Raw genomic sequence first — 21,241 nt, forward strand, 5'->3', positions numbered from 1 at the left:
TAGCGGAGGACCGTCATGTCAGATGAGCCGAACAGCCGTCCCGCTGCGCCGACCCGTTCCTCGCTCAGGCTGAAAAAAATTGCCAGCCGGCTGCAGGACTGGTTCGTGATCCAGACGACGCTGGTCAAGCTCATCGTCGTGGCGGTCGTCGTGCTGATTCCCTTCACGGCCATGCATGCCGTGATGCTGGCGCAGAAGCGCGCCGCGCTGGCCGAGGAAGTCAAGGTGATGGAGGTCGCCGGGGGGCCGGGCGCGCGCGTGTGGGCTTTCGACGAGAGCGTGCCGGTGGTGCTCGGCAGCGGCTCGGTGCTCGGCTTCCTCGACGCGAACCCGGTCGACCGCGTCACGGTGATCTACGAGCCACTGATGTGGAACCTGTCGGAGCGCATCATCCTCGTGCAGTCGCGAGGGCGGCAGCATGCCTACTACCCGAGCGACCTGGAAACGAAGATCTTCGCCGACAAGGCGGTGTCGGCCCCGTGGTCCGGCCGCCTCGCCTTCATTCCGCGGGCCGAACTGGGCGAGGGCGCGCTGAAGGTGTTCGAGCGTCTCGACCAGCGCTTCGCGAACGGGCGCCCGCGTTCGGCCGACGACGGCTGGCGCGCCGTGATCAGCGGCGTGCTGTCGTCCGCGCTGATGCTGGGGTTGCTCATTTTCCTGTTCATGCAGCTGCGCGGGCAGTTCAAGGCGCTGAAGTTCATCGAGCCCGGGCAGGTGCGCGGCTCCATCGACGAACTCGTCGGCATGGACGACATCAAGGCCGAGGTTGCGCAGATCAAGGACCAGTACGAGCGGCGCGTGCTGTACGCCGAATACGGCATCCGCAAGCCGTTCAACGTGATGTTCAGCGGACCGGCCGGCACCGGCAAGACCAAGCTCGCGAGCTATCTCGCGAAGGAGCTGAACCTGTCGATCCTGTTCCACTCCGCCGCGAATCTGGAAACGGGTTACGTCGCCGGCGGCGCGAACACCCTCACCCGCATCGTGTCGATGGCGAAGCGGCGCAAGCGCTGCATCGTGTTCCTCGACGAGGCGCAGGATCTCTTCATGAAGCGCGGTGGACGGCGAAAATTCGACGACGATACCGCCAATACCCTGCTCGCCGTGCTCGACGGCGTGCGCAGCAAGGACGAGGCGGAGATCATCTGGATCGTGGCGAGCAACTTCAACAGCCAGTCGATGGAGATGGACGAAGCGATGCTGCGCCGCTTCCAGATGAAGGTGGATTTCCGCCTGCCCAACCGCGAAGAGCGCCTCGCGATCATCCGCCACTACCTCGCGCAGCGCGCCGACAAGGTGCTGCCCGACCTCGACCTGAGCCACCTCGTCGGCGTCACCGAAGGGCGCAGCCCCGCGGACCTCGAGACCATCGTCAACCAGGCCGGCATCACCGCGGTGCAGGCGGGCGAGATGATCGGCGCGGATACGCTGATGCAGGCCGCCGAGCGCGTGCTGGTCGGCAACGTCAATTCCAACACCACCGACGAACGCGAGCGGGACCGCCGCATCATCGCCGTGCACGAGTGGGGCCATTTCTTCGTCGACCTGCAGCGCGAGCGCGAGCGCACGCGTGACGACTGGGACCGCATCCTCGCCGACATGAAGACGATCAAGATCTCGCTGAAGGCCATTCCGCGCAGCAACGCCCTGGGCTTCGTCTTCCACAAGCAGGGCACCAACCTGCTGAAGACCAAGGGCGACATCGAGCACGACGTGCGCGTGCTGCTTGGCGGCATGGCCAACGAGGAGCTTTTCTTCGGCGAGGACGGCACGACCAACGGCGCCCACAACGACATCACCCGCGTCACCCAGCTCCTGCATCACGCCGTCGGCGAGATGGGCATGTACCGCAAGACGCGCCTCAACTTCGGCGCGCTCACGAACGACGGTCAGCGGTCGAGCCGCGTGCTCGACGAAGAAACGCGCGGCATCATGGAGGCGCAGAGCGAGCGGCTGTATGGCGAGACCAAGGCGGTGCTGGCGGGGTTCAGGCCGCTCACGGAGCATCTGGTCGGCAAGCTGCTGGAGGCCGGCGAGATGAGCCTGGACGAGACGCTGGCGGAGATCCGCCGCTTCGAGGCGTCGACTGCGGCATCGCCGGACTCGCGCGCCGGTTCCGGCCTCGCGTTCAGGGTGTGAGCCCCAGCTCCCAGATTCCCGCCGGCGGGGGGTTGCGCCAGATCACCGAGGTGCGTTTCCAGCGCAGATGCCGCGGCGCCAGAAAGGGCGCGCGCGGCTGGTACGTAAACTGCACGAGCTTGCGCTCGGGGTTGTGCGCGAGGAAGCGGCACAGGCTGTGCGCGGTCTCGGTCGCGACGTGCGCGGGGAGCGAGCGGAAGGGCAGGCTGGAGACAAGAACGATCCGGCCGGGGTGCTCTATCAGGGAGTCGACGACCTGGCTGGCCGTCGCCTGGCGGATGTCCGCGCCGGGATAGCGATGGCGCAGGCGGCGCGCGAGCGCCGCTTGCAGTTCGACGGCGATCAGGGGCACGTGGGGCAGTTTCTGCAGCAAGGCGTCGGTGACCGCTCCCGTGCCCGCGCCGAGTTCGACGACGAGGTCGGCACCCTCCGCGGCGCCCGCCATCGCATTCGCGAGCGCGCGCGAAGACGGCAGCAGCGTACCGGTCGACGCCGGATTCCGCAGCATCGCGACCAGCAGCTGCAAGTGCGCAGAAGAGGGCGTGGCAAGCCGAAACATGTCCGCCATATTAGTGAGCGACCGCCGCAGGGGCGCGCGCGCTTACATTTTGAAATGAAAACCCTCCGCACTGCTCGGGCCGTCAGGGGGAGTCGTGGCGCGGTTTTCCTCTGCCTGAGAACGCTGGATGACGAGGCGAGTTCCCCGGCGATGGGCGCGCGTGGTGCTTTCGACGGGCAGGGGTCCGAATCGGACGATGTGGGTCGCCTGCGCGACGACGTGGCGCGCCCGGAAAACCGTCCGGGTTCACACAAGGTGCCGGGATGGGCCTCAGGCCGCGGTCTCGGGCTTCTGGGTCTCTTCCGTGACGTCCAGGCCCCAGTCGCCGTACTCGTACCAGTCGTCGCCGAGCAGCTCGGCCGGGTGCTGCGTGCGGCCCGAGCCGTTGCCGCAGCCGAGCGAGTCCGCCGGGCAGTATTTGTCACAGCCCCAGCAGATGCGTTCGGGGTGCTTGGGGTGCAGGGGGAATTTCTTGGCCATGTCGGGGAGCCTCGTGACCGCTTGGGTTGCGGATTCTGTAGATGTCCGACAACTTTACTCGGTTATGGCCGGCGAACTTTGATGTCCGTCAAGATTGCCCGGTGTCGCGACGGCTGCACCGCAGGCGCGGGCGGCGTATAGTCGCGGGTCCGCGAAGCGCTCTTCCCTTTTCGCTCCGCCTGCCGACCCCGCGCCGCAGCCTCCCGTCCAGGCTGCGGCGCCCGCACTGCCGAATCAAGATGTCACTGCCCCGTTTCGATCCCGCCGACTACCCCGCCCAGCTCGCCGACAAGGTGGCCCGCTTCGCGAGCGATTTTGCGCCGCTGGGCGTCTCTGCCCCGGAGGTGTTCGCGTCCGAGCCGCTGCACTACCGCCTGCGGGCGGAATTCCGCATGTGGCACCACGGCGATGGCCTCGTCGACTACGCGATGTTCGCCGCGGACGACCCGAAGACGCCGGTGCTGCTCGAAGACTTCCCCGCGGCGGCGGCGCCGATCTGCGCACTGATGCCGCGCCTGCGCGACGCGCTGCGGGCGGACGACGTGCTGCGCAGGAAGATCTTCCAGGTCGAGTTCCTCGCGACGCTGAGCGGCGAACTGATGGTGAGCCTGGTCTATCACCGCGCCCTCGACGAGGCGTGGGCGGTGGCGGCGCGCCTGCTCGCGGAGCGGCTGGGCGTGCAGGTCATCGGCCGCAGCCGCAAGCAGAAGATCGTGCTCGATCGCGACTGGCTGCTGGAAGAGTTCGACGTGGACGGCCGGCGCCTGCGCTACCAGCAGATCGAAGGCAGCTTCACGCAGCCCAACGGCGGCGTGAACCGGCAGATGCTCGGCTGGGCGCGGCGCCAGGTGATGGGCGTCGGCGGCGACCTGCTCGAGCTCTATTGCGGCAACGGCAACTTCACGATGGCGCTGGCGCCGCTCTTCGAGCGCGTGCTCGCGACCGAGGTCAGCAAGTCCTCGGTGCGCGCCGCGCACTACAACCTCGAGGCCAACGGCATCGACAACATCACGATGGTGCGCATGTCGAGCGACGAGATCAGCGACGCCTTCGCCGGCGGGCGCGAGTACCGGCGCATGAAGGATGTCGATCTCGCGAACTACCGCTTCTCCACGCTCTTCGTCGACCCGCCGAGGAGCGGCCTCGACGACGCCACCGTGACGCTCGCGCGCGGCTTCGACCGCATCCTCTACATCTCGTGCAACCCGGTGACGCTGCGCGACAACGTCGCCGCCCTCGCCGACACGCACGACATCGCCGCCGCCGCGGTGTTCGACCAGTTCCCCTACACGCACCACCTCGAGGCCGGGCTGCTGCTGACGCGGCGTACCGCGGGCGGCTGATCGTTCAGCGGCGGTGTCCCTGGGGTCGCGGCGTCGACGGCGGATCGGGGCGCTCGGCGTCCTCCAGCGGATAGGAGTCGGCGAAATAGGCCGGCCCCTTCATGATCAGCACGATCACCGCGCCGATCGCCAGCACGGTGACGCTGCTGAAGGTCAGGCCGAGGATGCTGAGGCCGATGATGTCCGCGGTCGTGATGCTGGCGGTCGGATCCGGCCCGAACCCGGCCCACGCCAGCAGGCGCGCGAGTGCCGGCGCCAGGCCGGCGATCAGCGCGCCACCCACCAGCACGAAGGGAAGTCGTAAGAGCAGGTTGCGTTCAAACACCGTCGAGACGGCGGTTCTGTCGGGGAGGTGCGGGGAGTTCATGGCGACTCCTTTCGTTCTGGTGGGGGTTGGACGTTGCGCGGGGCGGATGATTCCATGCGAAATCGCTTCAGGGTGCAAGCAGCGGGACCCGACCCCGGATCTGACCGCGAGCCGATCGTCGAGACGGATCGCCCGGTTTAACGTGCTCCCGCTTCCTGCGAACGGGGAATTGTCGCCTCGCACTCGCGCAGGCGCTTGCGTGCGGCCGCAATGGTCTTGTAGTTGTTCGGATTGCCGAGGCAGTCGTCGCGTTGTTCGACACGTAGCACGCCGGGCGTGGAATCGAAATGCAAGGCGATGGTGGTGACGAATTCGGGCGGTTCGTAACGGGCCTCGGCGGGTTCCGCGCTGTCAGAATATCCGAGGGTGATCAGAAGGACGTCGCGCGCAGCGCCCGCAACAGCCATCGCCTTAATGCTCTGGCACCGGGGTTTGCCTTTCAACAGACGGCGGTCGCGGACGATGTTGAGCGGGATGACTTCGGCCAGACTCAAAGTACCGGCGCCGAACAGAAATAAATGACAGACCATGTGGCTATTCACCATCCAGTCACAGTTGCTGTCACAGTCTGGTAAAGGGTCAATATTCGAGGTGTATTGCGCTGCGGCGCTCAGATACTTCTTTCCGGAAATCGTCCATGCGAAGATCGAATTGTCTATATCCTCCTTACCGTCAAATACCCAAATGTTGTCACTGAACATCCCCTTGGCGCGGGGGGCTGCGTAGCGCTTGATCGATAGTTCGATGGACGGAATTACCGGTTTGACATCCAAAGTCTTGTCCAGGGTAATTTCGGCCACGGAGTGAGAAGCCGGCAGGCACGTCAGCGCTAGCGATACGAGGGCTGTATACAGGAGGCGCACGGACGATTTGCTCCAATCAGGTGAATGCGGCGTAAGCGAGTTTCACGTAGCTGCGTCGCAGCAGAACGGGGTTGTTGGCCGCGACCTTGTAACTGCCATTATTGTGATGGTCGATCTCACCCGGATTGACAATCCGGGTGACGGCATCGATGACAGCATCGGTGATACCTCCATCAGCTGCTCGCCAACACTTGTTATCCAGCCAGAACGACACCGCCGAACGGATGGCATAGGGCATGTGGCCGACCAAATCATTCTGTTGCTCGAAATCGACGTTTTCGTCCCAGATCTCCCGATGTCGAGCTGTAAAGTCTCGGTAGTTGCGTCGTCCAGTCAGCTGCTTCATGCCCCGTCCGCGGAAGCGCCAGCCATCGCCGGCTTCAGTGTTGCCTAGCCCTATACTCTTTCTTCCTGTCCCATACGCCTTATTCGCAATCGTCTCCTGTTCGGCAGGCTTTGTTCGCTTGGTGCCGTCGGGCAGTGTCGTGACTGTCCGACCATCGATCTGCGCTTCGTTCGGGTGCCGCTTGTAATACCTGAAAGTGCTCTTGAGCCCGTCCGGGCTGTAGTCCAGGCTCTCCGCGGCACCGGAGAGCAATGATCCGGCCTCGCGCTTGATCTGACCGAAGAAATGCGCGCGCCGCACGGGTGTATCGAGTTTGAATTTTCGCAGGTCGGCATTGAGTTCGTCCGCCACCGCCTGCAGGTGTGAGTCGGTCGGTGCGCCGCCCTTATTCTTCGGGAAGATCGTGCGCAATTGTGCGACGGTGATCTTGTCCGGCACGGGCCGTTCGGCAGGGAACAGCGGGTTGCCTTGCTCATCACGCTCGGGCGCCGGGGGATGAACTCCCTGGTTGGCCGCGGGCGAGGGGCCGGGTGGCGGCGGGGGGCGAGGGGCCTCGGGGCGAGGCAGTGGCGCCTTGGGCTTTTCCGGTTTGTCCGTTTCTCCCAGCACCTTGAGGGTGTTCAGGCGCTTGCGCACCAACATGGGCTGACCGAGCAAGGGTACGACCGGGTCCAGTTCCTCGAAGTCCTCGCGCTGGCGCGACCAGACCCACACCCGGATCGGAGCAAGCGTTTTCGGCTGGAATTCGATGCAATAGTGTGCGTCGGAAGTGGTGCCCGTCAGTTCCCGGCCATCGAAGCGGATTCTGTATTGCACGCCGTCGAGCGCATTCATGTAGCGGTTGACGAAACAGATCATGACTTTGCCGGGCGACAGGGGAGCGGCTTCACCGCTGGTGTCCGGGAAAGTGGTGCCATCCGGCAGGAGGGTCTGGATTTCCTTCGCCATCCTTTCGAGAAAGTCTTCCCAGGCGCTCATGCGAACTCTCCCGTGTCGCGGACGTGGTCCACGCTATCGATGAAATCCGTCCATTCGCTCTCCCCTGCGAACAGTTCAATCGATTCGGCGCTTGCGGTGCTGACCACGAAGCTGCGATTGAGCTCGTCGAGCGTCCCGCGGGCGATCAGTTCCGGCGTTTCGCCCCGCGTCCACACTTCAAAGCCGGTACCGAACAGTGCAGGGTCGTTATGGATCAGGCTCCCGATGTCAAAAACGGCCGTGCAGGATCCGCAGGCGCCTGACGCAAGTTCGCCGAGGCCCGACACCGGGAAACTCGGTAGTTTCACCGTCGTTGCCTTCGGCCCCGTCAGATTCTTCCTGCTCGCCTTGAGCGCAACCTTCCCCGGCGCATGCAGCTGGATGTCGCCCCCTTCGATCCTGAGATACGCCCCCTGCGCCGTGGCGAGGATGTGCTTCTTGGCGCTTGCCGACACGGCGGCGGAGGTGCTGGCGATGGTTACCTTCCTGTCGGCGGCGGCGGTGAACTTGCCGCTCTGGCTTTGCACGCTGATCGCGCCGCTTGCGGCGTGCAGGTGGATCCCGGTTTCGGTGTTGGGTTTTGCACCGTTCGGGGCTTTGCCGGCGGTGAAGAGGGCGATGCCGTTGCGGGCCGCCATGCCGTGATTGCCCTGGCTGACGAGCTGGGCGTCGCCGGTCGCGGTGACGAGGTGGTGGCCGGTGGCGAGGATCTGGTCCTGCGGGGTGAGGAGGGCGATGCCGGCGGGGGCGCTGTACTGGATTCGCGGCGACGACCAGGCGGCGACGGTGCCGGTGCCGCCGGCGGTGCGGCGGATGCCGTCGCTCGGGGCGTCGCGGCCGGGTGCCTGATGGCCAGCTGTGGCGGCGAGGGTGTCGCGGGCGCGGGCGAGCGAGGCGGTGGCGGGCAGCGGGTCGGGGGCCTTGTCGGGCGCGAGTCCGGCCAGCCTCTGCACGAGGCCGAGGGCCTGTTCGGTCTGGTCGATGGCTTCGCGGCTGTCGAGGTGGTGGCCACTGGCGTCGGGTCGGGCGTCGGCGCTGATGAGGAGGCCGCTGCCGGCGCGCACGGCGATGGCCGCGCGGGTCGCGAGTTCGGCGCCGTGCCCGCGGCTGGCCTGCCGGGCGTTGCCGGTTTGCTGCTTGAGGTGGCCGAGCTGCAGCTGCGTGGCGTGCTGGGTGGTCGAGAGTTCGATGCGCCCTTCGCCCGGCGTGTCGTCGAAGACGAGCTGGTTGTGGCCGCCGAGTCCGCTGCGGCTCGCCGCGAGTTCCTGCGTCTTCAGGCCGGAGAGGCTGGCGCGGTGGCTGTGCGCGGGATCGGATTGTCCGGCGAACCAGGCCGGGGCGTTGGCGGTGGCGTGCTGCGTGCCGCCGGCGAGGCGGTTGCCGGCGGCGTCCGGGGTGCCCTGGCCGTTGTAGACGCTGCCGATGACGACGGGGCGGTCGATGTTGCCGTGCTGGAAGGCGACCAGCACTTCCTGTCCCGGCCGCGGGACGAAGTGGCCGCCCCAGTCGGCGCCGGCCATCGGCGAGAGCACCCGCAGCCACACGCCGCGCGTGGCATCGGCCGGGGCGTTGTCGCTGCCGCCGGGGTGGGGCTGGCGGCTGGCGGCGCGGCTGCCGCGTTGCCAGTGGAATTGCACGCGGATGCGGTGGTCGCGGTCGGTGTGGGTGGGCGCCGGCTCGCCTCGGCCGGTGCAGTCGCCGACGACGATCGCGGTGGCGGGGCCGGTCGCGGTGGGGCGCGGGTGGATCGTGCGGCCGTGGCCGTCGTGCATCAGCGGGCGCCACGGCACGCTGGCGGGGACGCACTGGAGGCGGTTGCGATAGAAGTCGACTTGTCCGGCGTCCTCGCCGGAGTCGGCGGTCGCGGGCCGCAGCGTCGCGAGGTTGTTGCGTGCCTGATGCGTGACGGCGGTGATCAGGAAGCGGCGTCGGTCGGTGTCCGCGTGGCGTGCGTGGTCGAGGAGTTCGAAGGTGGTGCCCGGGGCGGCGCCGCGCGCGCTGCCTTCGCCGCCGAACTGCTGCGTGCGCGCGTCGATGGCCTCGCGCTGGCGGCGGATCATGCGTTCGCCGTCCGCCGCGGCCTGCCAGGCGTAGGGCCCGGGGTCGTCGGTGGCGGAGGTGGGGACGGAGGCTCCGACAGGCGTGGCGCTGTCGGCAGCTTGCGGGCGCGTCGCGCGGCTGCGGTAATCCCAGCTGGCGGCGCGCGTGCTGCTTGTGTCGAGGCGGGCGATCGCGGTCCAGCGGTCGAGGCTGTCTTCGGCGAGCGTCGCGCCGGCCTGGGTGAAGCGGAGGCGCGCGTGCGGGGCGTCGCGGAAGGCGGTGTTGTCGTCGGCGATCATCAGCGTGTGCGACCCGAGTGCCGCGTCCGTGTCGACCTGGTGCTCGAACCAGCAGAACAGGCCTTCTTCGGCGAGCAGGCGCTTGAAGAAGGCGAGGTCGCTTTCGCGGTACTGCGCGGTCATGCCGCGCCGCGGGTAGAGGGCGGGGTCGGCGAGCTGCCAGCGCCACGCGGGGACGAGGTGGCCCTGTCCGCGCCAGTCGGTGAGCAGTTCGTCGATGATGTCGACGACGCTCATGTCCTGGAAGAGATAGCTGTCCTGCGTATGGCCGAGGAAGCTCAGCCAGGGCTCGATCGTCAGCCGGTAGCGCGCGAAGCCGCCGTCGGCGCCGAGGCGGGCGGCGTGGGTGATGTGGCCGTGGAAGGGGCGGCGTTCGGTGCGCGAGGCGGATGTCAGGAGATCGACGCGCGCGGGCTGGCCGAGGAGCGTGGCGAGCGGCAGGTGGGCGTCGACGCTCAGCGCGGTGAGCGCGATGCGGAATCCGGCATGGTCGGCGAGCGGGCCGAGGGCCTCGTCGATGTCGGCCGTTTCGGCAAGCAGCACGTCGGGCCCGAGCGGCGTCGTCAGGGTGAGCAGGCGCGCGGTCTGGCGCCAGCCGGCGCCGCCGGCGATGAGGTCGGGAATGCTGGGCATGTGAGATCCGGGACGCACGCGTGCCGTCTCGGCATGGTTGCCGGAGAAGTCGAATAGCATATACGAAAAACATAATTGGCGGGCTCAGAAGGTCGGCCGCCGGGCTACCAGGTGCCCTTCGACAAGCTCGGGGCGAACGGCGTCAACTCTGTCGCTTTGCCGCGTCCTGCCTGCGCGGGATCGCACTGAGCGGGCAACACGGGGTCGAAGGCTCAGGGCGATGGCCTGCGGCGGGCCGGGCGGGGCGCTGGCGCCGCGAAAAATGTTGCTTACATTCTCCGGGCGCGTGTGCAGAATGGCGCTACGTGGGGCTTGGTGCGGAGGAGTGCGATGCGACTGCACGGGTTTCTGGCTGCGGCATTCGGTCTTTTCGGGTGGGCCGTGATTGCGTCCGGTGCGGGGGCGGCCGACGAGCGCGCGCTCAACGTCTACAACTGGAACGACTACATCGCGCGCGACACGATCCCCGCCTTCGAGAAGGCCACCGGCATCGCGGTGAAGTACGACCTGTACGACAGCAACGCGACGCTGCAGGGCAAGCTGCTGGCCGGGTCGAGCGGCTACGACGTCGTGTATCCGAGCGTCGAGTATGCGGGGCGGCAGATCCAGGCGGGCATCTTCCAGCCGCTGGACAAGGCGCGCCTGCCCAATTACTCCAACCTCGATCCGCTGATCCTGAAGGCAGTCGAGCGCGCGGACCCTGGCAACCGCTTCGTCGTGCCCTACATGTGGTACACGACCGGCGTCGCGATCAACGTCGACAGGGTCGAGAAGGCGCTCGGCGGCAAGCTGCCCGACAATGCGTGGGACCTGCTCTTCGATCCGGCCGTGACGGCGCGCCTGAAGGGCTGCGGCATTGCACTGATGGACGAGGCGAGCGACGTGATCCCGGCGGCGATGATCTACATCGGTGCCGACACGTCGAAGATGGCGCCGGCCGACATCCGTGCCGCGGTCGAGCGCATCCGTCCGGTGCGGCGCGACATCCGCGTGTTCAATTCGTCGCCGATCGACCTGATGGCCAAGGGCAGCGTGTGCGTCGCGATGATGTTCTCGGGCGACGCGCTGATCGCGGCGCGGCGCGCCAACGAGTCGCACACCGGGGCGAACGTCCGCTACCTGATCCCGAAGGCGGGGGCGATGATGTCGGTGGATGTGATGGCGATCCCGCGCGATGCGCCGCACGTCGCCAACGCACACGCGTGGATCAACACGATGCTGGATCCGAAGGTCGTGGCGCAGATTTCCAACGAGACCTATTACCTCAGCGCGAACAAGGCGGCGCTGCCGCTCACGGCGGCCGAGATCACCGGCAATCCGGCGATCAACGTGCCCGAGGCGCTGAAGCGGCACCTGCAGGCGAAGCCGGTGCTGACGCAGGACGCCCAGCGCGAGCTCACGCAGGCGTTCAACCGCTTCAAGACCGCCAGGTAGCGGGACGATCGGGCCGGCCGCCGTGGCACAGGATAGCGACTCCGGATCCCGGCCGCGCCGGGACTACCTGCGCATCGAGGGCGTGACCAAGCGTTTCGACGACACGCTCGCGGTCGATGGCGTGTCGCTCGCGATCGCCGAGCGCGAGATCTTCGCGCTGCTGGGCAGTTCCGGCTGCGGCAAGACCACGCTGCTGCGCATGCTCGCGGGGCTGGAGACGCCCGACGCCGGCCGCATCGTGCTCGACGGCGAGGACGTTGCGGCGGTGCCCGCGTACCGGCGGCCGACGAACATGATGTTCCAGTCCTACGCGCTGTTTCCGCACCTGACGGTCGAGGCTAACGTCGCCTTCGGGCTGTGGCAGGAGCGGCCGCGGCTGGCGCGCGCCGAGGTCGCCGCGCGCGTCGCGGCGATGCTGGAGCTGGTGCAGATGCAGCGCTACGCGCGCCGCAAGCCGCACGAGCTCTCGGGCGGACAGCAGCAGCGCGTCGCGCTCGCGCGCAGCCTCGCGAAGGAACCCAAGCTGCTGCTGCTCGACGAGCCGCTCGCCGCGCTCGACAAGAAGATCCGCCAGCGCACGCAGCTCGAGCTCGTGAACCTGATCGAGCGCGTCGGCGTCACCTGCATCCTCGTCACGCACGACCAGGAGGAGGCGATGACGATGGCCGGACGCATCGGCGTGATGAACGAGGGGCGCCTGCTGCAGGTCGGCACGCCGGGCGAGATCTACGAGACGCCCAACTGCCGCTTCACCGCCGAATTCGTCGGCGAGACCAACCTGTTCCGCGGGCGGGTCGATGGCGCTGTGCTGCATTGCGAGGATTTTCCCGCGCCGATCCTACTGCCCGCCAATGCCGACCCGGACGACGGCGGGGAGGCCTGGCTGTCGGTGCGCCCCGAGCGCGTCGCGCTGAGCCGGCCGGGCGCCGCGCCCGCGGGCGCCGGCTGCAACGCCGCGGCGGGCGAGGTCGCCGAGATCGCCTACCTCGGCAGCCATTCCGTGTATCACGTGCGGCTGGCGAACGGCCGCATCGTGATCGCGAGCGTGCCGTCCGCGCATTGGCGCGACGCCGCGCCGCCGACCTGGGGCGACGCCGTGCACGTCGCGTGGTTCGCGCCCGACGGCGTGGTGCTGACGCGATGAAACGGGCGCGCTGCTTCCTCCTGCGCGGGCACTTCTGGGTCGGGCTGCTGCCCTGGGCGTGGATGCTGCTGTTCTTCGCGCTGCCCTTCGCGCTGATCCTCAAGGTGAGCCTGTCGACGCCCGAGCTCGCGGTGCCGCCCTATGTGTCGCCCTTCGTGGTGGAGCCGGGTGCGGTGCTGCCGCATTTCCGCCCGGACCTCGCTAGTTACCGCCGCCTGCACGACGAGCTGCTGGCGCTGGGGCAGGCCGGCGCGGACCTGCAATACCTCTCCGCGTGGGGCGGCTCGCTGCTGCTCGCGGCGCTGACGACGCTGCTGTGCCTGCTGATCGGCTATCCGTTCGCGTACCACATCGCACGCTCGCACGAGGCGGCGCGCAACACGCTGCTGATGCTGGTGATGCTGCCCTTCTGGACGTCCTTCCTGCTGCGCGTGTATGCGTGGATGTCGCTCCTCGACAGCAGCGAGCTGGGCCTCATCAACCGCCTGCTGCTCGGCGCGGGGCTGGTCGATGCGCCGCTGCAGCTCCTCTACAACCGCGGCGCGGTGCTGCTCGGCATGGTGTACAGCTACCTGCCCTTCATGGTGCTGCCGCTCTATGCGAACCTCGTGAAGCTCGACCAGCGCCTGCTCGAGGCGGCGGCCGACCTCGGCGCGAAGCCGTGGATGACCTTCCTGCGCGTGACCCTGCCGCTGTCGCGCCGCGGCATCGTCGCCGGCTCGATGCTGGTGTTCATCCCGGCGGTGGGCGAGTTCGTGATCCCGGACCTGCTGGGCGGCGGCGACGTGCTGATGATCGGCCGCAAGATCTGGGACGACTTCGGCCCTAACCAGGACTGGCCGATGGCTGCGGCGGTGGCCGTGACGATGGTGCTGGTGCTGATCGTGCCGATCGCGCTGCTGCATCGTCACGGGCGCGCCAACGGCAACGGGGCGCAGCGATGAACGCGCGCTCCCGCCCCGGCGCGACGGCCTGGCTCGTCGTCGTGTACGCCTTCCTGTACCTGCCGATCCTGTGCCTGGTCGTGTTTTCCTTCACCGCGGGCGAGATCACCACCGAGCTCGACGGCTTCTCGCTGCGCTGGTACGCGGAGCTGCTGCGTGACGAGGAGCTGATCGCTGCCGTGCTGCTGTCGCTGCGCGTCGGCGCGTTCGCGGCGACGGCGGCGGTGATCGTCGGCAGCGCGGCGGCCTTCGTGCTCGCGCGCTGCGGGCGCTATCCGGGCAGTGCCGCCTTCGCCGGCATGACGACCGCGCCGATGGTGATGCCCGAAGTCGTGATCGGCCTGTCGCTGGTGCTGTTGTTCACCCATCCGGTCTTCGCCTTCCTCGGCGGGCGCGGAGTCGCGGCGATCTGGGCGGCGCACACGACGCTGTGCACGGCCTACGTGACCGTGCTGGTGCAGTCGCGCCTGCGCGAGATGGACCGCGCGCTCGAAGAGGCGGCGCTCGATCTTGGCTGCCCGCCCCTCAAGGTCTTCTTCGTCATCACGGTGCCGGTGATCGCGCCGGCGCTCGCGGCCGGCTGGCTGCTCGCGTTCACGCTGTCGATGGACGACTTCGTGCTCGCGGCGATGCTCTCCGACCCCGGCAGCACGACGCTGCCGGTGCTCGTGTTCGCACGCCTGCACCACGGCCTCAAGCCGGAGATCAACGCGCTCGCGACGGTGATCGTCGCGGTCGTGTCGCTCGCGGTCGTCATCGCCAACCGGGTCATGCTGTCGGCACAGCAGAAACGCATGGCCGCGACGCAGCATGCGGCAGGAATTTCACCTGCGGTGGGACAGCCGTTACACTGAGGGATCCCGACATTCGGAGTGAATGGATTGCGCATCCCTGAGACCGCCGCGACCGAGGAAGACGAACAGGCGGTGCAGGCGACCGTCGCCGTGCTCGCGGACCACGAGGCGGCGCACGATCGCCCCGCCAGCCTGCCGGCGATGTACCGCGCGCTGTGGCAGCACGCGGACGGGGTGCGCCACCTGATCTTCGGCGCCTTCGGGCTGCTGCTCGCGTCGCAGCTCTTCAAGCTCGCCGTGCCGTGGTTCGCCGGCAACGCGATCAACGCGATCCAGAAAGGCGGCATCGAGGCCTTGTCCAGCGCCGGGCGCTGGCTGATCCTGCTGTTCACGGCCATCGTCGCGACCTGGCTGCTGCACGGCCCGGGCCGCATCCTCGAGCGCAACGTCGCGCTGCGCGTGCGCGAACGCCTGTCGGCGCTGCTGGTCGGGCGCCTGATGCGCGCGCCCCTGGCGTGGCACGAGCGCCACCATTCGGGCGAGATCACGCATCGCGTGCAGCAGAGCACGGGCGCCCTGTACGACTTCGCGCAGAGCCAGTTCATCTACCTGCAGAACACCGTGCAGCTGATCGGCCCCATCGTCGCGCTGTGGCTGATCTCCTCGCTCGTCGGCAGCGTCGCGGTGATCGGCTACGGCCTCATCGCGCTGATGATCACGCGCTTCGACCGCGTGATGATGAAGATCGCCGTCGACACCAACCGCGCCGAGCGCGCCTGGTCGGCGACGATGGTCGACGTGCTCGGCAACGTGCTGTCGGTGCTCGCGCTGCGCCGTGCCGACGGCGTCGCGCGGCTGATCGCGGCGCGGCTGGAGGCGATGGCGGGGCCGTTGAAGCGCAGCATCGTCATCAACGAGGGGAAGTGGGCGGCGGTGGACCTCCTCGCGAGCCTGCTGTGGTGCATCCTGGTCGCCGTGTACGCCGCGCAGGCGGCGGGGCTGATCGGTGCCGGGGCCGCCGCGGGCGTCGCGAGCGGCATCGCGCTGGGCAAGGTGTTCATGGTGTACGAATACTCGCAGCAGGCCGGCGGGGTGATCACCGCGATCGCGTCGCACTTCCAGTCGCTGTCGCGCCAGCGTGCCGACTTCGCCTCGGCGCGGCCGGTGTTCGCCGCACGCGAGGCCGCCGAGCCGGCGCGCTGTTCGGCCGAAGGCGAGCCGTGGCGGCACATGACGGTCACCGACCTGCGCTTCGCGCACGCCGGCAGCGACCGTGCGGGCGCCGCGATCGACATCCCGCACCTGGAACTCGAACGCGGCCGCCGCTACGCGCTGGTCGGCCCCAGCGGCGCGGGCAAGAGCACGCTGCTGCGCCTGCTGGCGGGGCTGGACACGCCCGTCGAGGCGGTCGTGAGCTTCGACGCGATCCCCGCGCCGGAGACGGCCTCGATCCTGCGCGGCATCGCGACGCTGATCCCGCAGCAGGCCGAGATGTTCGACGGCACGGTCGCCGAGAACCTGCTGCTGGGCGGCACGGCCAGTCCCGACAGCATCAGCGCGGCGCTGCGGGCGACCTGCGCGGATGCCTTCGTCGAGGGCCTGCACGGCGGGCTGGCGGCGCGCGTTGTCGAAGGCGGCGCGAACTGGTCCGGCGGCCAGCGCCAGCGCCTCGCGCTCGCCCGCGGCGTGCTCGCCGCCGACGGCAGCTCGCTGGTGCTGCTCGACGAGCCGACCAGCGCGCTCGACCCGGAAACCGAGGCGCGCGTGTACCAGGGCATCTTCGACCACTTCGCCGACGCGGTCCTCGTCTCGTCGGTGCATCGCCTGCACCTGCTCGACCGCTTCGACGGCGTGATCCTGATGCAGGACGGACGCATCGAGGCGATGGGGACGGCGTGGGAGCTTGCGCAGGCGTCGCCGCTGTTCCGCGAGATGCTCGCGGCGCAGGGCGGCGTGCGCGCCTGAAGCGGCAAATGGCTGTGTCGGGGCGTCTGCCAACGCGGCGCTGAAACGAAGGTGTGCGACGGTTCCGGTGCTTGTGGCCTGCCGCCGCTGTTCAAATCGGGGCTGAGGCGACGTCGGGGAGGAATCCGGCCGGAGCTGCCGAGCACACCTATGAGCGATGGCTCGGCAGCGTCAGCTTTCCGGTGCGAGGCGCCTGAACTCCCGGATGCGGCCATTATCTGACGCTCACTGGCCGCGCAGGGCCGCCGTTCGAGCGACTACTCTGCGTGGAGAGTAGTCCGACGGCCGGGCAGACATTGCTTTTGCCTTTCATAACCGATTTGCAAGTGCATCACGTCGATAGTGGAATGACCAAACATGCGCTCGGCGTGTAGCCTTGATCGGTCGTTTTATTTTTTCCTTAAATAATGAACGTCAGCGTCCTCCACGCACTCCTTGCGGCAGCCCTGTTCGGCGCAAGCACCCCGTTTGCAAAACTCTTGACCGGTGGGTTACCGCCGTTGCTGATCGCGGGGCTCCTCTACCTCGGCAGCGGCGTCGGCCTCACCATCGTCAGACTGGCACGCGACCGCGGGTGGGCACCGTCCGGCCTGTTGCCGTCGGAATGGCCGTGGTTTGCGGGCGCCATTCTGTTCGGCGGCGTGCTCGGACCGATGGCTTTACTCTTTGGGCTCACCTACACGGTCGCCTCGACCGCGTCGCTGCTGCTCAACCTCGAAGCCGTTCTGACGGCCGCCATTGCGTGGGTGGTGTTCAAGGAGAACGCCGATCGGCGCATCGTGCTAGGCATGGTCGCAATCGTCGCCGGCGGGTTGGTATTGGCGTGGCCTGCAGACGACGGTGGCGCCTCTCGCTGGATCGGCCCGGTTGCCGTAGCGGCGGCCTGCCTGTGCTGGGCGATCGACAACAATCTGACGCGCAACGTGTCCGCGTCCGACGCCTTCTTCATTGCGGGCATCAAGGGTCTGACGGCGGGTAGCGTCAATACGGTGCTCGCGTTTATCCTCGGCGCGGCCTGGCCCGATGGCGGGATTGTCCTCGGGGCGATGACCGTAGGGTTGCTCGGCTATGGGATCAGCCTGGTGCTCTTCGTGCTCGCGCTGCGCGGCTTGGGGACGGCGCGCACGGGCGCCTATTTTTCCGTCGCCCCCTTTATCGGGGCGGCGGTGTCGTTGGCCTTGCTCGGCGAGACGACGTCACTGGCGTTCTGGCTGGCGGCCGCCCTGATGGGCATCGGGGTGTGGTTGCATCTCACGGAGAAGCACGAACACGTCCACTGGCACGAACCGATGGAGCATACCCATCGGCACATCCACGACGAGCATCATCAGCACTTACACGATTTCCAGTGGGATCCGTCGAAGCCGCACACCCACCGGCATCGACACGCGGCGATGAAGCATAAGCACCCGCATTTCCCGGACATTCACCACCGGCACTCGCATTGATTGCGTGGCGAGTGCGTCTAGAGCAGGGCGTTGCAGTCAGCGATGACGGAGAGAGTGCGCTGTAACAGACGTTTCTTTTTTTGAAATACACAATGTTTAGATGTAGTATGTGATTCATACAGGAAATCACTTATTACATCATGAACTGGCTACTCCTTATTGCAACCCTTCCTGGACAGGCCGGGAGCCTGCGCCTTCGATTCTGGCGCCATCTCAAAGGAGTCGGAGCGGCGAACTTGCGCGATGGCGTCTACCTGTTGCCTGCACAGGAGCCCGCGCGGCCAGGGCTGGCAGCTTTATGCGATGAATTGATCGCCGCAGGAGGTAGCGCCTGGCTGTTGGATGTGCCGGGCCAGTCTCCGGACGTGGAGCAGGCTTGGCGAGCCTTGTTCGATCGCAGCGACGCCTATCGGGAATGGCGGGCGGCGCTGGCTACGGTGCAGGACGGGCTGACCGAAACGGCGGAAACGGACGCCCGTCGTCAGATGCGGCAGTTACGCAAGGATCTCGAAGCCATTGCGGCGACCGATTTTTTCCCGGACCAGCAGCTCGACATCTCACGCCGGACGCTCGCCGACGCCGAGCGGCGATTGACCCGCCAGTTCTCCCCCGACGAGCCTGAAGCATTTGGGGGCGCCGTACCTCGACTGGAGCTGTCTGACTACCAAGGCCGCCGATGGGCGACGCGTGCACACCTTTGGGTGGACCGAGTGGCCTCCGCATGGCTGATCCGGCGCTTCATCGATCGCGATGCCCGCTTCGTTTGGCTTGAGGATGTCCGCGCATGCCCGGCCGATGCACTGGGTTTCGACTTCGATGGCGCAGCGTTCACGCACGTCGGCGACCTCGTGACCTTCGAGACTCTGCTGGCGAGCTTCGGTCTGGACGCGGATCCAGGCTTGTTTCGCCTTGGAGCCTTGGTACATGCCCTGGATGTCGGCGACGGCTTCGCGCCGGAAGGTCAGGGCTTCGAGGCCATTCTTGAGGGCGCACGCCAGCGCCACACCGATGACAACAAGCTGCTGGAAGAAATCGGCCCCGTCCTCGATTCCCTCCATGCCTACTTCGCACAGACGAAGTGACCCGCTTTCCCCAAATCTGCCAAGCGAGGTTTCTATGACCGCACCATCCACGCACCCCAGCTATACGCTGTGGCAAATCGTCCTCTACATGCTGCGCCTCGGCTCGCTGGGTTTTGGCGGGCCCGTTGCGCTGGTCGGCTACATGCATCGTGACCTCGTCGAGCAACGCGGCTGGATCAGCGAATCGGACTACAAGGAAGGCATCGCGCTCGCGCAGATGGCACCCGGTCCGCTTGCCGCACAGCTCGCCATCTACCTCGGCTACGTCCACTACCGCCTCCTTGGGGCAACGCTGGTGGGCATCGCCTTCGTCGTGCCGTCGTTCCTGATGGTGGTGGCCTTGGGCTGGGCCTACGTCGCCTTCGGCGGGCTGCAATGGATGCAGTCGGTCTTTTACGGGGTCGGTGCGGCAGTCATCGGCATCATCGCGATCAGCGCGTTCAAGCTGACGAAGAAGAGTGTCGGCCAGGACAAACTTCTGTGGGCGATCTTTCTGACGCTCGCGGCCGTCACCGTCATTACGGAATCCGAGGTTGCCTGGCTGTTCATTGCCGCGGGTGTCCTCGTCTGGTTCTGGCGCGCGCCGCCGGAATGGCTCAAGAAGGGTGGGGTGGCCGCGGCTCTTTCGGCGCAATTGCCACCCGCCGCCGGTCTAGCCACGTCCTTCGATCCGGCGCTCCTGACCCAGATCGGGCTTTTCTTCGCCAAGGCAGGTGCTTTCGTTTTTGGTTCCGGCCTCGCCATCGTGCCCTTCCTCTACGGGGGCGTCGTCACGGAGTATCACTGGCTCAACGACAAGCAGTTCGTGGATGCGGTCGCCGTCGCGATGATCACGCCGGGGCCGGTGGTGATCACCGTCGGCTTTATCGGCTATCTGGTGGCCGGGCTGCCCGGTGCCAGCGTCGCGGCGCTGGCGACCTTCCTGCCATGCTATCTCTTCACCGTCATCCCGGCGCCGTACTTCAAGAAGTACGGCAAGCGGCCCGGTGTTGTCGCGTTCGTCGATGGCATCACGGCCGCGGCAGTCGGGGCCATCACGGGTTCGGTCATCGTCATCGCCCAGCGGTCGATCACGGACCTGCCCACGGCCTTGCTGGCGGTGTCGGCGACGGCTGTCCTATGGAAGTTCAAGAAGCTTCAGGAACCCGTCGTCGTGATCGTCGCGGCGGCTCTCGGTCTTGCCCTGTATCCCCTGATGCATCCCTGAGTTGGAGGAGCCATCATTCCCTATGCACGGATGCCGCTGTCGTGCGACCCGACGAAGCTGTCAGGCTTGTCCGTGCTGAAGAATGTTCTCTGGCTGCTGGCTGCCCTGGGCTTCGCTAGCACGGCTAGTGCTGGACAGGAGGGGGCAGGTTGGCGCGCCGTCAGCGGCAAGGCGCTGCAGGCGCTCTTTGCCGACCAGGACCTGGGTGACGGCGTGCATTACGCCGATCAATTCCATCGCGACGGCCTGCTCACCGGCATGAACATGGGGAAGCCCGCCCGGGGCACCTGGAAAGTGACTGGGAAATACCTGTGCTACACCTGGAGCCGGCGCGGCAGTGAGGAAGAGTGCTACGAGGTCCGGCTGCGCGGCCATGAGGTCCGGATGTTCCGGGATGGCTACGAAGCCTTTTCAGGGACCTTGACCCCCATTCAATCCCTTCCATCGAAGGAGTGACCCCATGAAATGGATTACCCGCGAGCGCCCGAAAATCGACCGCATCGCCTGCCCTTGGCTGATTGCTCGCTTCATCGACGAGAGCCCGGAGTTTCTCTACGTGCCGTCGGGCGAGGTAATGAAGATCGCCGCCGAGACCGGGTCCATTCCCTATGACGTATCCGGGGTGGAGTTGGGCCACCATGGCGACCAGTGCAGCTTCGACGCTTTCATCGCCAAGTACGAACTGGCCGATCCGCCCCTGCAGAAGCTGGCGACTATTGTCCGCGCCGCCGACACCGGTCGGCCCGACTTGGCCAAGGAAGCGGCCGGGCTCCTGGCCATCTCGAAGGGATTGTCCCTCAATTTCGAGGACGACCACGAGATGCTCAAATACGGCATGGTGATCTACGACGCCCTCTATGCCTGCTGTGCGGAAATTCGCTGACGCGAAACAGGGTTTCTGTTGCTCCTGGTCGCCAATGCGCTGCTCGCTAACGGCGTCGAACGCATGGTTGCGCAGGAGTGCTTGCCGCCGTTGCTCGCTCCGGCCTGGGACCCTTCCGTCATCCTCGCCGACGGGCAGAGCATCGGACGCTTCCGTGCCGATTTTCACGTTTATCGAGCACGACCTCCCGGCGTTCTCCTGGCTGCCAGCCTTGCATTCCGGTGCTATGCGCTGTGGCGACTCTGCAGTCCGCAAACCGATGGGGCATCGGATACGCAATCCTGACGAGAAAT

General features: G+C 67.1%; 18 protein-coding genes. 12 read left to right on the top strand and 6 right to left on the bottom strand.

Features of this window, described 5'->3' with window-relative positions:
- The first annotated feature begins 15 nt into the window (after positions 1-15).
- Positions 16-2,139: an AAA family ATPase gene (locus CDA09_RS00825; protein WP_121426883.1), complete on the top strand. Its 2,124-nt coding sequence runs from the start codon at positions 16-18 to the stop codon at positions 2,137-2,139.
- On the opposite strand, the gene CDA09_RS00830 is transcribed toward CDA09_RS00825, so the two are convergent.
- Entirely contained in the window at positions 2,129-2,707 is a 579-nt protein-coding gene (locus CDA09_RS00830; RefSeq protein WP_121426884.1) for a class I SAM-dependent methyltransferase, read from the bottom strand. The two genes, CDA09_RS00825 and CDA09_RS00830, sit on opposite strands and share 11 nt — an antisense overlap.
- 261 nt (positions 2,708-2,968) lie before the next feature.
- Positions 2,969-3,178: a DUF3079 domain-containing protein gene (locus CDA09_RS00835; RefSeq protein WP_121426885.1), complete on the bottom strand. Its 210-nt coding sequence runs from the start codon at positions 3,176-3,178 to the stop codon at positions 2,969-2,971.
- Between the two features lie 239 nt (positions 3,179-3,417).
- Between CDA09_RS00835 and trmA the strand changes: the two genes are divergently transcribed.
- Entirely contained in the window at positions 3,418-4,521 is a 1,104-nt protein-coding gene (gene trmA / locus CDA09_RS00840) for a tRNA (uridine(54)-C5)-methyltransferase TrmA (RefSeq protein WP_121426886.1), read from the top strand.
- 4 nt (positions 4,522-4,525) lie between these two features.
- Here the strand turns inward: trmA and CDA09_RS00845 are convergent, their stop codons facing one another.
- From CDA09_RS00845 to CDA09_RS00860, 4 genes are all read right to left on the bottom strand, one after another.
- Complete coding sequence (locus CDA09_RS00845) at positions 4,526-4,888, bottom strand: hypothetical protein (RefSeq protein WP_121426887.1); 363 nt, start codon at positions 4,886-4,888, stop codon at positions 4,526-4,528.
- A gap of 137 nt (positions 4,889-5,025) precedes the next feature.
- Positions 5,026-5,688: a hypothetical protein gene (locus tag CDA09_RS23090; RefSeq protein ID WP_128106518.1), complete on the bottom strand. Its 663-nt coding sequence runs from the start codon at positions 5,686-5,688 to the stop codon at positions 5,026-5,028.
- Between the two features lie 79 nt (positions 5,689-5,767).
- Positions 5,768-7,075, bottom strand: a complete 1,308-nt coding sequence (locus CDA09_RS00855) for a glycoside hydrolase family 19 protein (protein ID WP_121426889.1) — start codon at positions 7,073-7,075, stop codon at positions 5,768-5,770.
- Positions 7,072-10,047, bottom strand: coding sequence for a type VI secretion system Vgr family protein (locus tag CDA09_RS00860; protein WP_121426890.1), 2,976 nt, complete (start codon positions 10,045-10,047; stop codon positions 7,072-7,074). The genes CDA09_RS00855 and CDA09_RS00860 overlap by 4 nt, the downstream gene beginning before the upstream one ends.
- 330 nt (positions 10,048-10,377) lie before the next feature.
- Here CDA09_RS00860 and CDA09_RS00865 point away from each other — a divergent pair, with 330 nt between their 5' ends.
- The 10 genes from CDA09_RS00865 to CDA09_RS00910 all read left to right on the top strand — a co-directional run bounded on the left by CDA09_RS00865 (position 10,378) and on the right by CDA09_RS00910 (position 20,948).
- A complete protein-coding gene (locus CDA09_RS00865) occupies positions 10,378-11,481 on the top strand; it encodes a polyamine ABC transporter substrate-binding protein (RefSeq protein ID WP_121426891.1) in 1,104 nt (367 codons plus the stop codon).
- Positions 11,482-11,503: 22 nt separating this feature from the next.
- On the top strand, positions 11,504-12,625 hold the full coding sequence (locus tag CDA09_RS00870; RefSeq protein ID WP_121426892.1) for an ABC transporter ATP-binding protein: 1,122 nt from the start codon (positions 11,504-11,506) through the stop codon (positions 12,623-12,625).
- Entirely contained in the window at positions 12,622-13,569 is a 948-nt protein-coding gene (locus CDA09_RS00875; RefSeq protein ID WP_121426893.1) for an ABC transporter permease, read from the top strand. Before CDA09_RS00870 ends, CDA09_RS00875 begins: the two co-directional genes overlap by 4 nt.
- Positions 13,566-14,423 (top strand): ABC transporter permease subunit, encoded by an 858-nt coding sequence (locus tag CDA09_RS00880; protein WP_121426894.1) that lies wholly within the window; start codon positions 13,566-13,568, stop codon positions 14,421-14,423. The genes CDA09_RS00875 and CDA09_RS00880 overlap by 4 nt, the downstream gene beginning before the upstream one ends.
- Before the next feature lie 27 nt (positions 14,424-14,450).
- A complete protein-coding gene (locus CDA09_RS00885; protein WP_121426895.1) occupies positions 14,451-16,328 on the top strand; it encodes an ATP-binding cassette domain-containing protein in 1,878 nt (625 codons plus the stop codon).
- 407 nt (positions 16,329-16,735) lie between these two features.
- The gene (locus CDA09_RS00890; protein ID WP_164844347.1) at positions 16,736-17,776 is read left to right on the top strand and encodes a DMT family transporter; all 1,041 of its coding nucleotides are present in this window, start codon (positions 16,736-16,738) and stop codon (positions 17,774-17,776) included.
- Positions 17,777-17,916: 140 nt separating this feature from the next.
- Positions 17,917-18,858 (top strand): chromate resistance protein ChrB domain-containing protein, encoded by a 942-nt coding sequence (locus CDA09_RS00895; RefSeq protein ID WP_121426897.1) that lies wholly within the window; start codon positions 17,917-17,919, stop codon positions 18,856-18,858.
- A gap of 34 nt (positions 18,859-18,892) precedes the next feature.
- On the top strand, positions 18,893-20,065 hold the full coding sequence (locus tag CDA09_RS00900) for a chromate transporter (RefSeq protein WP_121426898.1): 1,173 nt from the start codon (positions 18,893-18,895) through the stop codon (positions 20,063-20,065).
- A 72-nt stretch (positions 20,066-20,137) separates the two neighbouring features.
- On the top strand, positions 20,138-20,521 hold the full coding sequence (locus tag CDA09_RS00905) for a hypothetical protein (RefSeq protein WP_502697098.1): 384 nt from the start codon (positions 20,138-20,140) through the stop codon (positions 20,519-20,521).
- Positions 20,522-20,525: 4 nt separating this feature from the next.
- Positions 20,526-20,948 (top strand): chromate resistance protein ChrB domain-containing protein, encoded by a 423-nt coding sequence (locus CDA09_RS00910; protein ID WP_121426900.1) that lies wholly within the window; start codon positions 20,526-20,528, stop codon positions 20,946-20,948.
- Positions 20,949-21,241: the final 293 nt, after the last annotated feature.

The sequence above is a fragment of the Azoarcus sp. DN11 genome (assembly GCF_003628555.1).
In the GTDB taxonomy this organism is placed as follows: domain Bacteria; phylum Pseudomonadota; class Gammaproteobacteria; order Burkholderiales; family Rhodocyclaceae; genus Aromatoleum.

Coding starts and splice junctions, on each gene's coding strand:
- CDA09_RS00825 (WP_121426883.1), top strand. CDS start 16: ATGTCAGATGAGCCGAACAGCCGTCCCGCTGCGCCGACCCGTTCCTCG.
- CDA09_RS00830 (WP_121426884.1), bottom strand. CDS start 2,707: ATGGCGGACATGTTTCGGCTTGCCACGCCCTCTTCTGCGCACTTGCAG.
- CDA09_RS00835 (WP_121426885.1), bottom strand. CDS start 3,178: ATGGCCAAGAAATTCCCCCTGCACCCCAAGCACCCCGAACGCATCTGC.
- trmA (WP_121426886.1), top strand. CDS start 3,418: ATGTCACTGCCCCGTTTCGATCCCGCCGACTACCCCGCCCAGCTCGCC.
- CDA09_RS00845 (WP_121426887.1), bottom strand. CDS start 4,888: ATGAACTCCCCGCACCTCCCCGACAGAACCGCCGTCTCGACGGTGTTT.
- CDA09_RS00855 (WP_121426889.1), bottom strand. CDS start 7,075: ATGAGCGCCTGGGAAGACTTTCTCGAAAGGATGGCGAAGGAAATCCAG.
- CDA09_RS00860 (WP_121426890.1), bottom strand. CDS start 10,047: ATGCCCAGCATTCCCGACCTCATCGCCGGCGGCGCCGGCTGGCGCCAG.
- CDA09_RS00865 (WP_121426891.1), top strand. CDS start 10,378: ATGCGACTGCACGGGTTTCTGGCTGCGGCATTCGGTCTTTTCGGGTGG.
- CDA09_RS00875 (WP_121426893.1), top strand. CDS start 12,622: ATGAAACGGGCGCGCTGCTTCCTCCTGCGCGGGCACTTCTGGGTCGGG.
- CDA09_RS00880 (WP_121426894.1), top strand. CDS start 13,566: ATGAACGCGCGCTCCCGCCCCGGCGCGACGGCCTGGCTCGTCGTCGTG.
- CDA09_RS00890 (WP_164844347.1), top strand. CDS start 16,736: ATGAACGTCAGCGTCCTCCACGCACTCCTTGCGGCAGCCCTGTTCGGC.
- CDA09_RS00895 (WP_121426897.1), top strand. CDS start 17,917: ATGAACTGGCTACTCCTTATTGCAACCCTTCCTGGACAGGCCGGGAGC.
- CDA09_RS00900 (WP_121426898.1), top strand. CDS start 18,893: ATGACCGCACCATCCACGCACCCCAGCTATACGCTGTGGCAAATCGTC.
- CDA09_RS00910 (WP_121426900.1), top strand. CDS start 20,526: ATGAAATGGATTACCCGCGAGCGCCCGAAAATCGACCGCATCGCCTGC.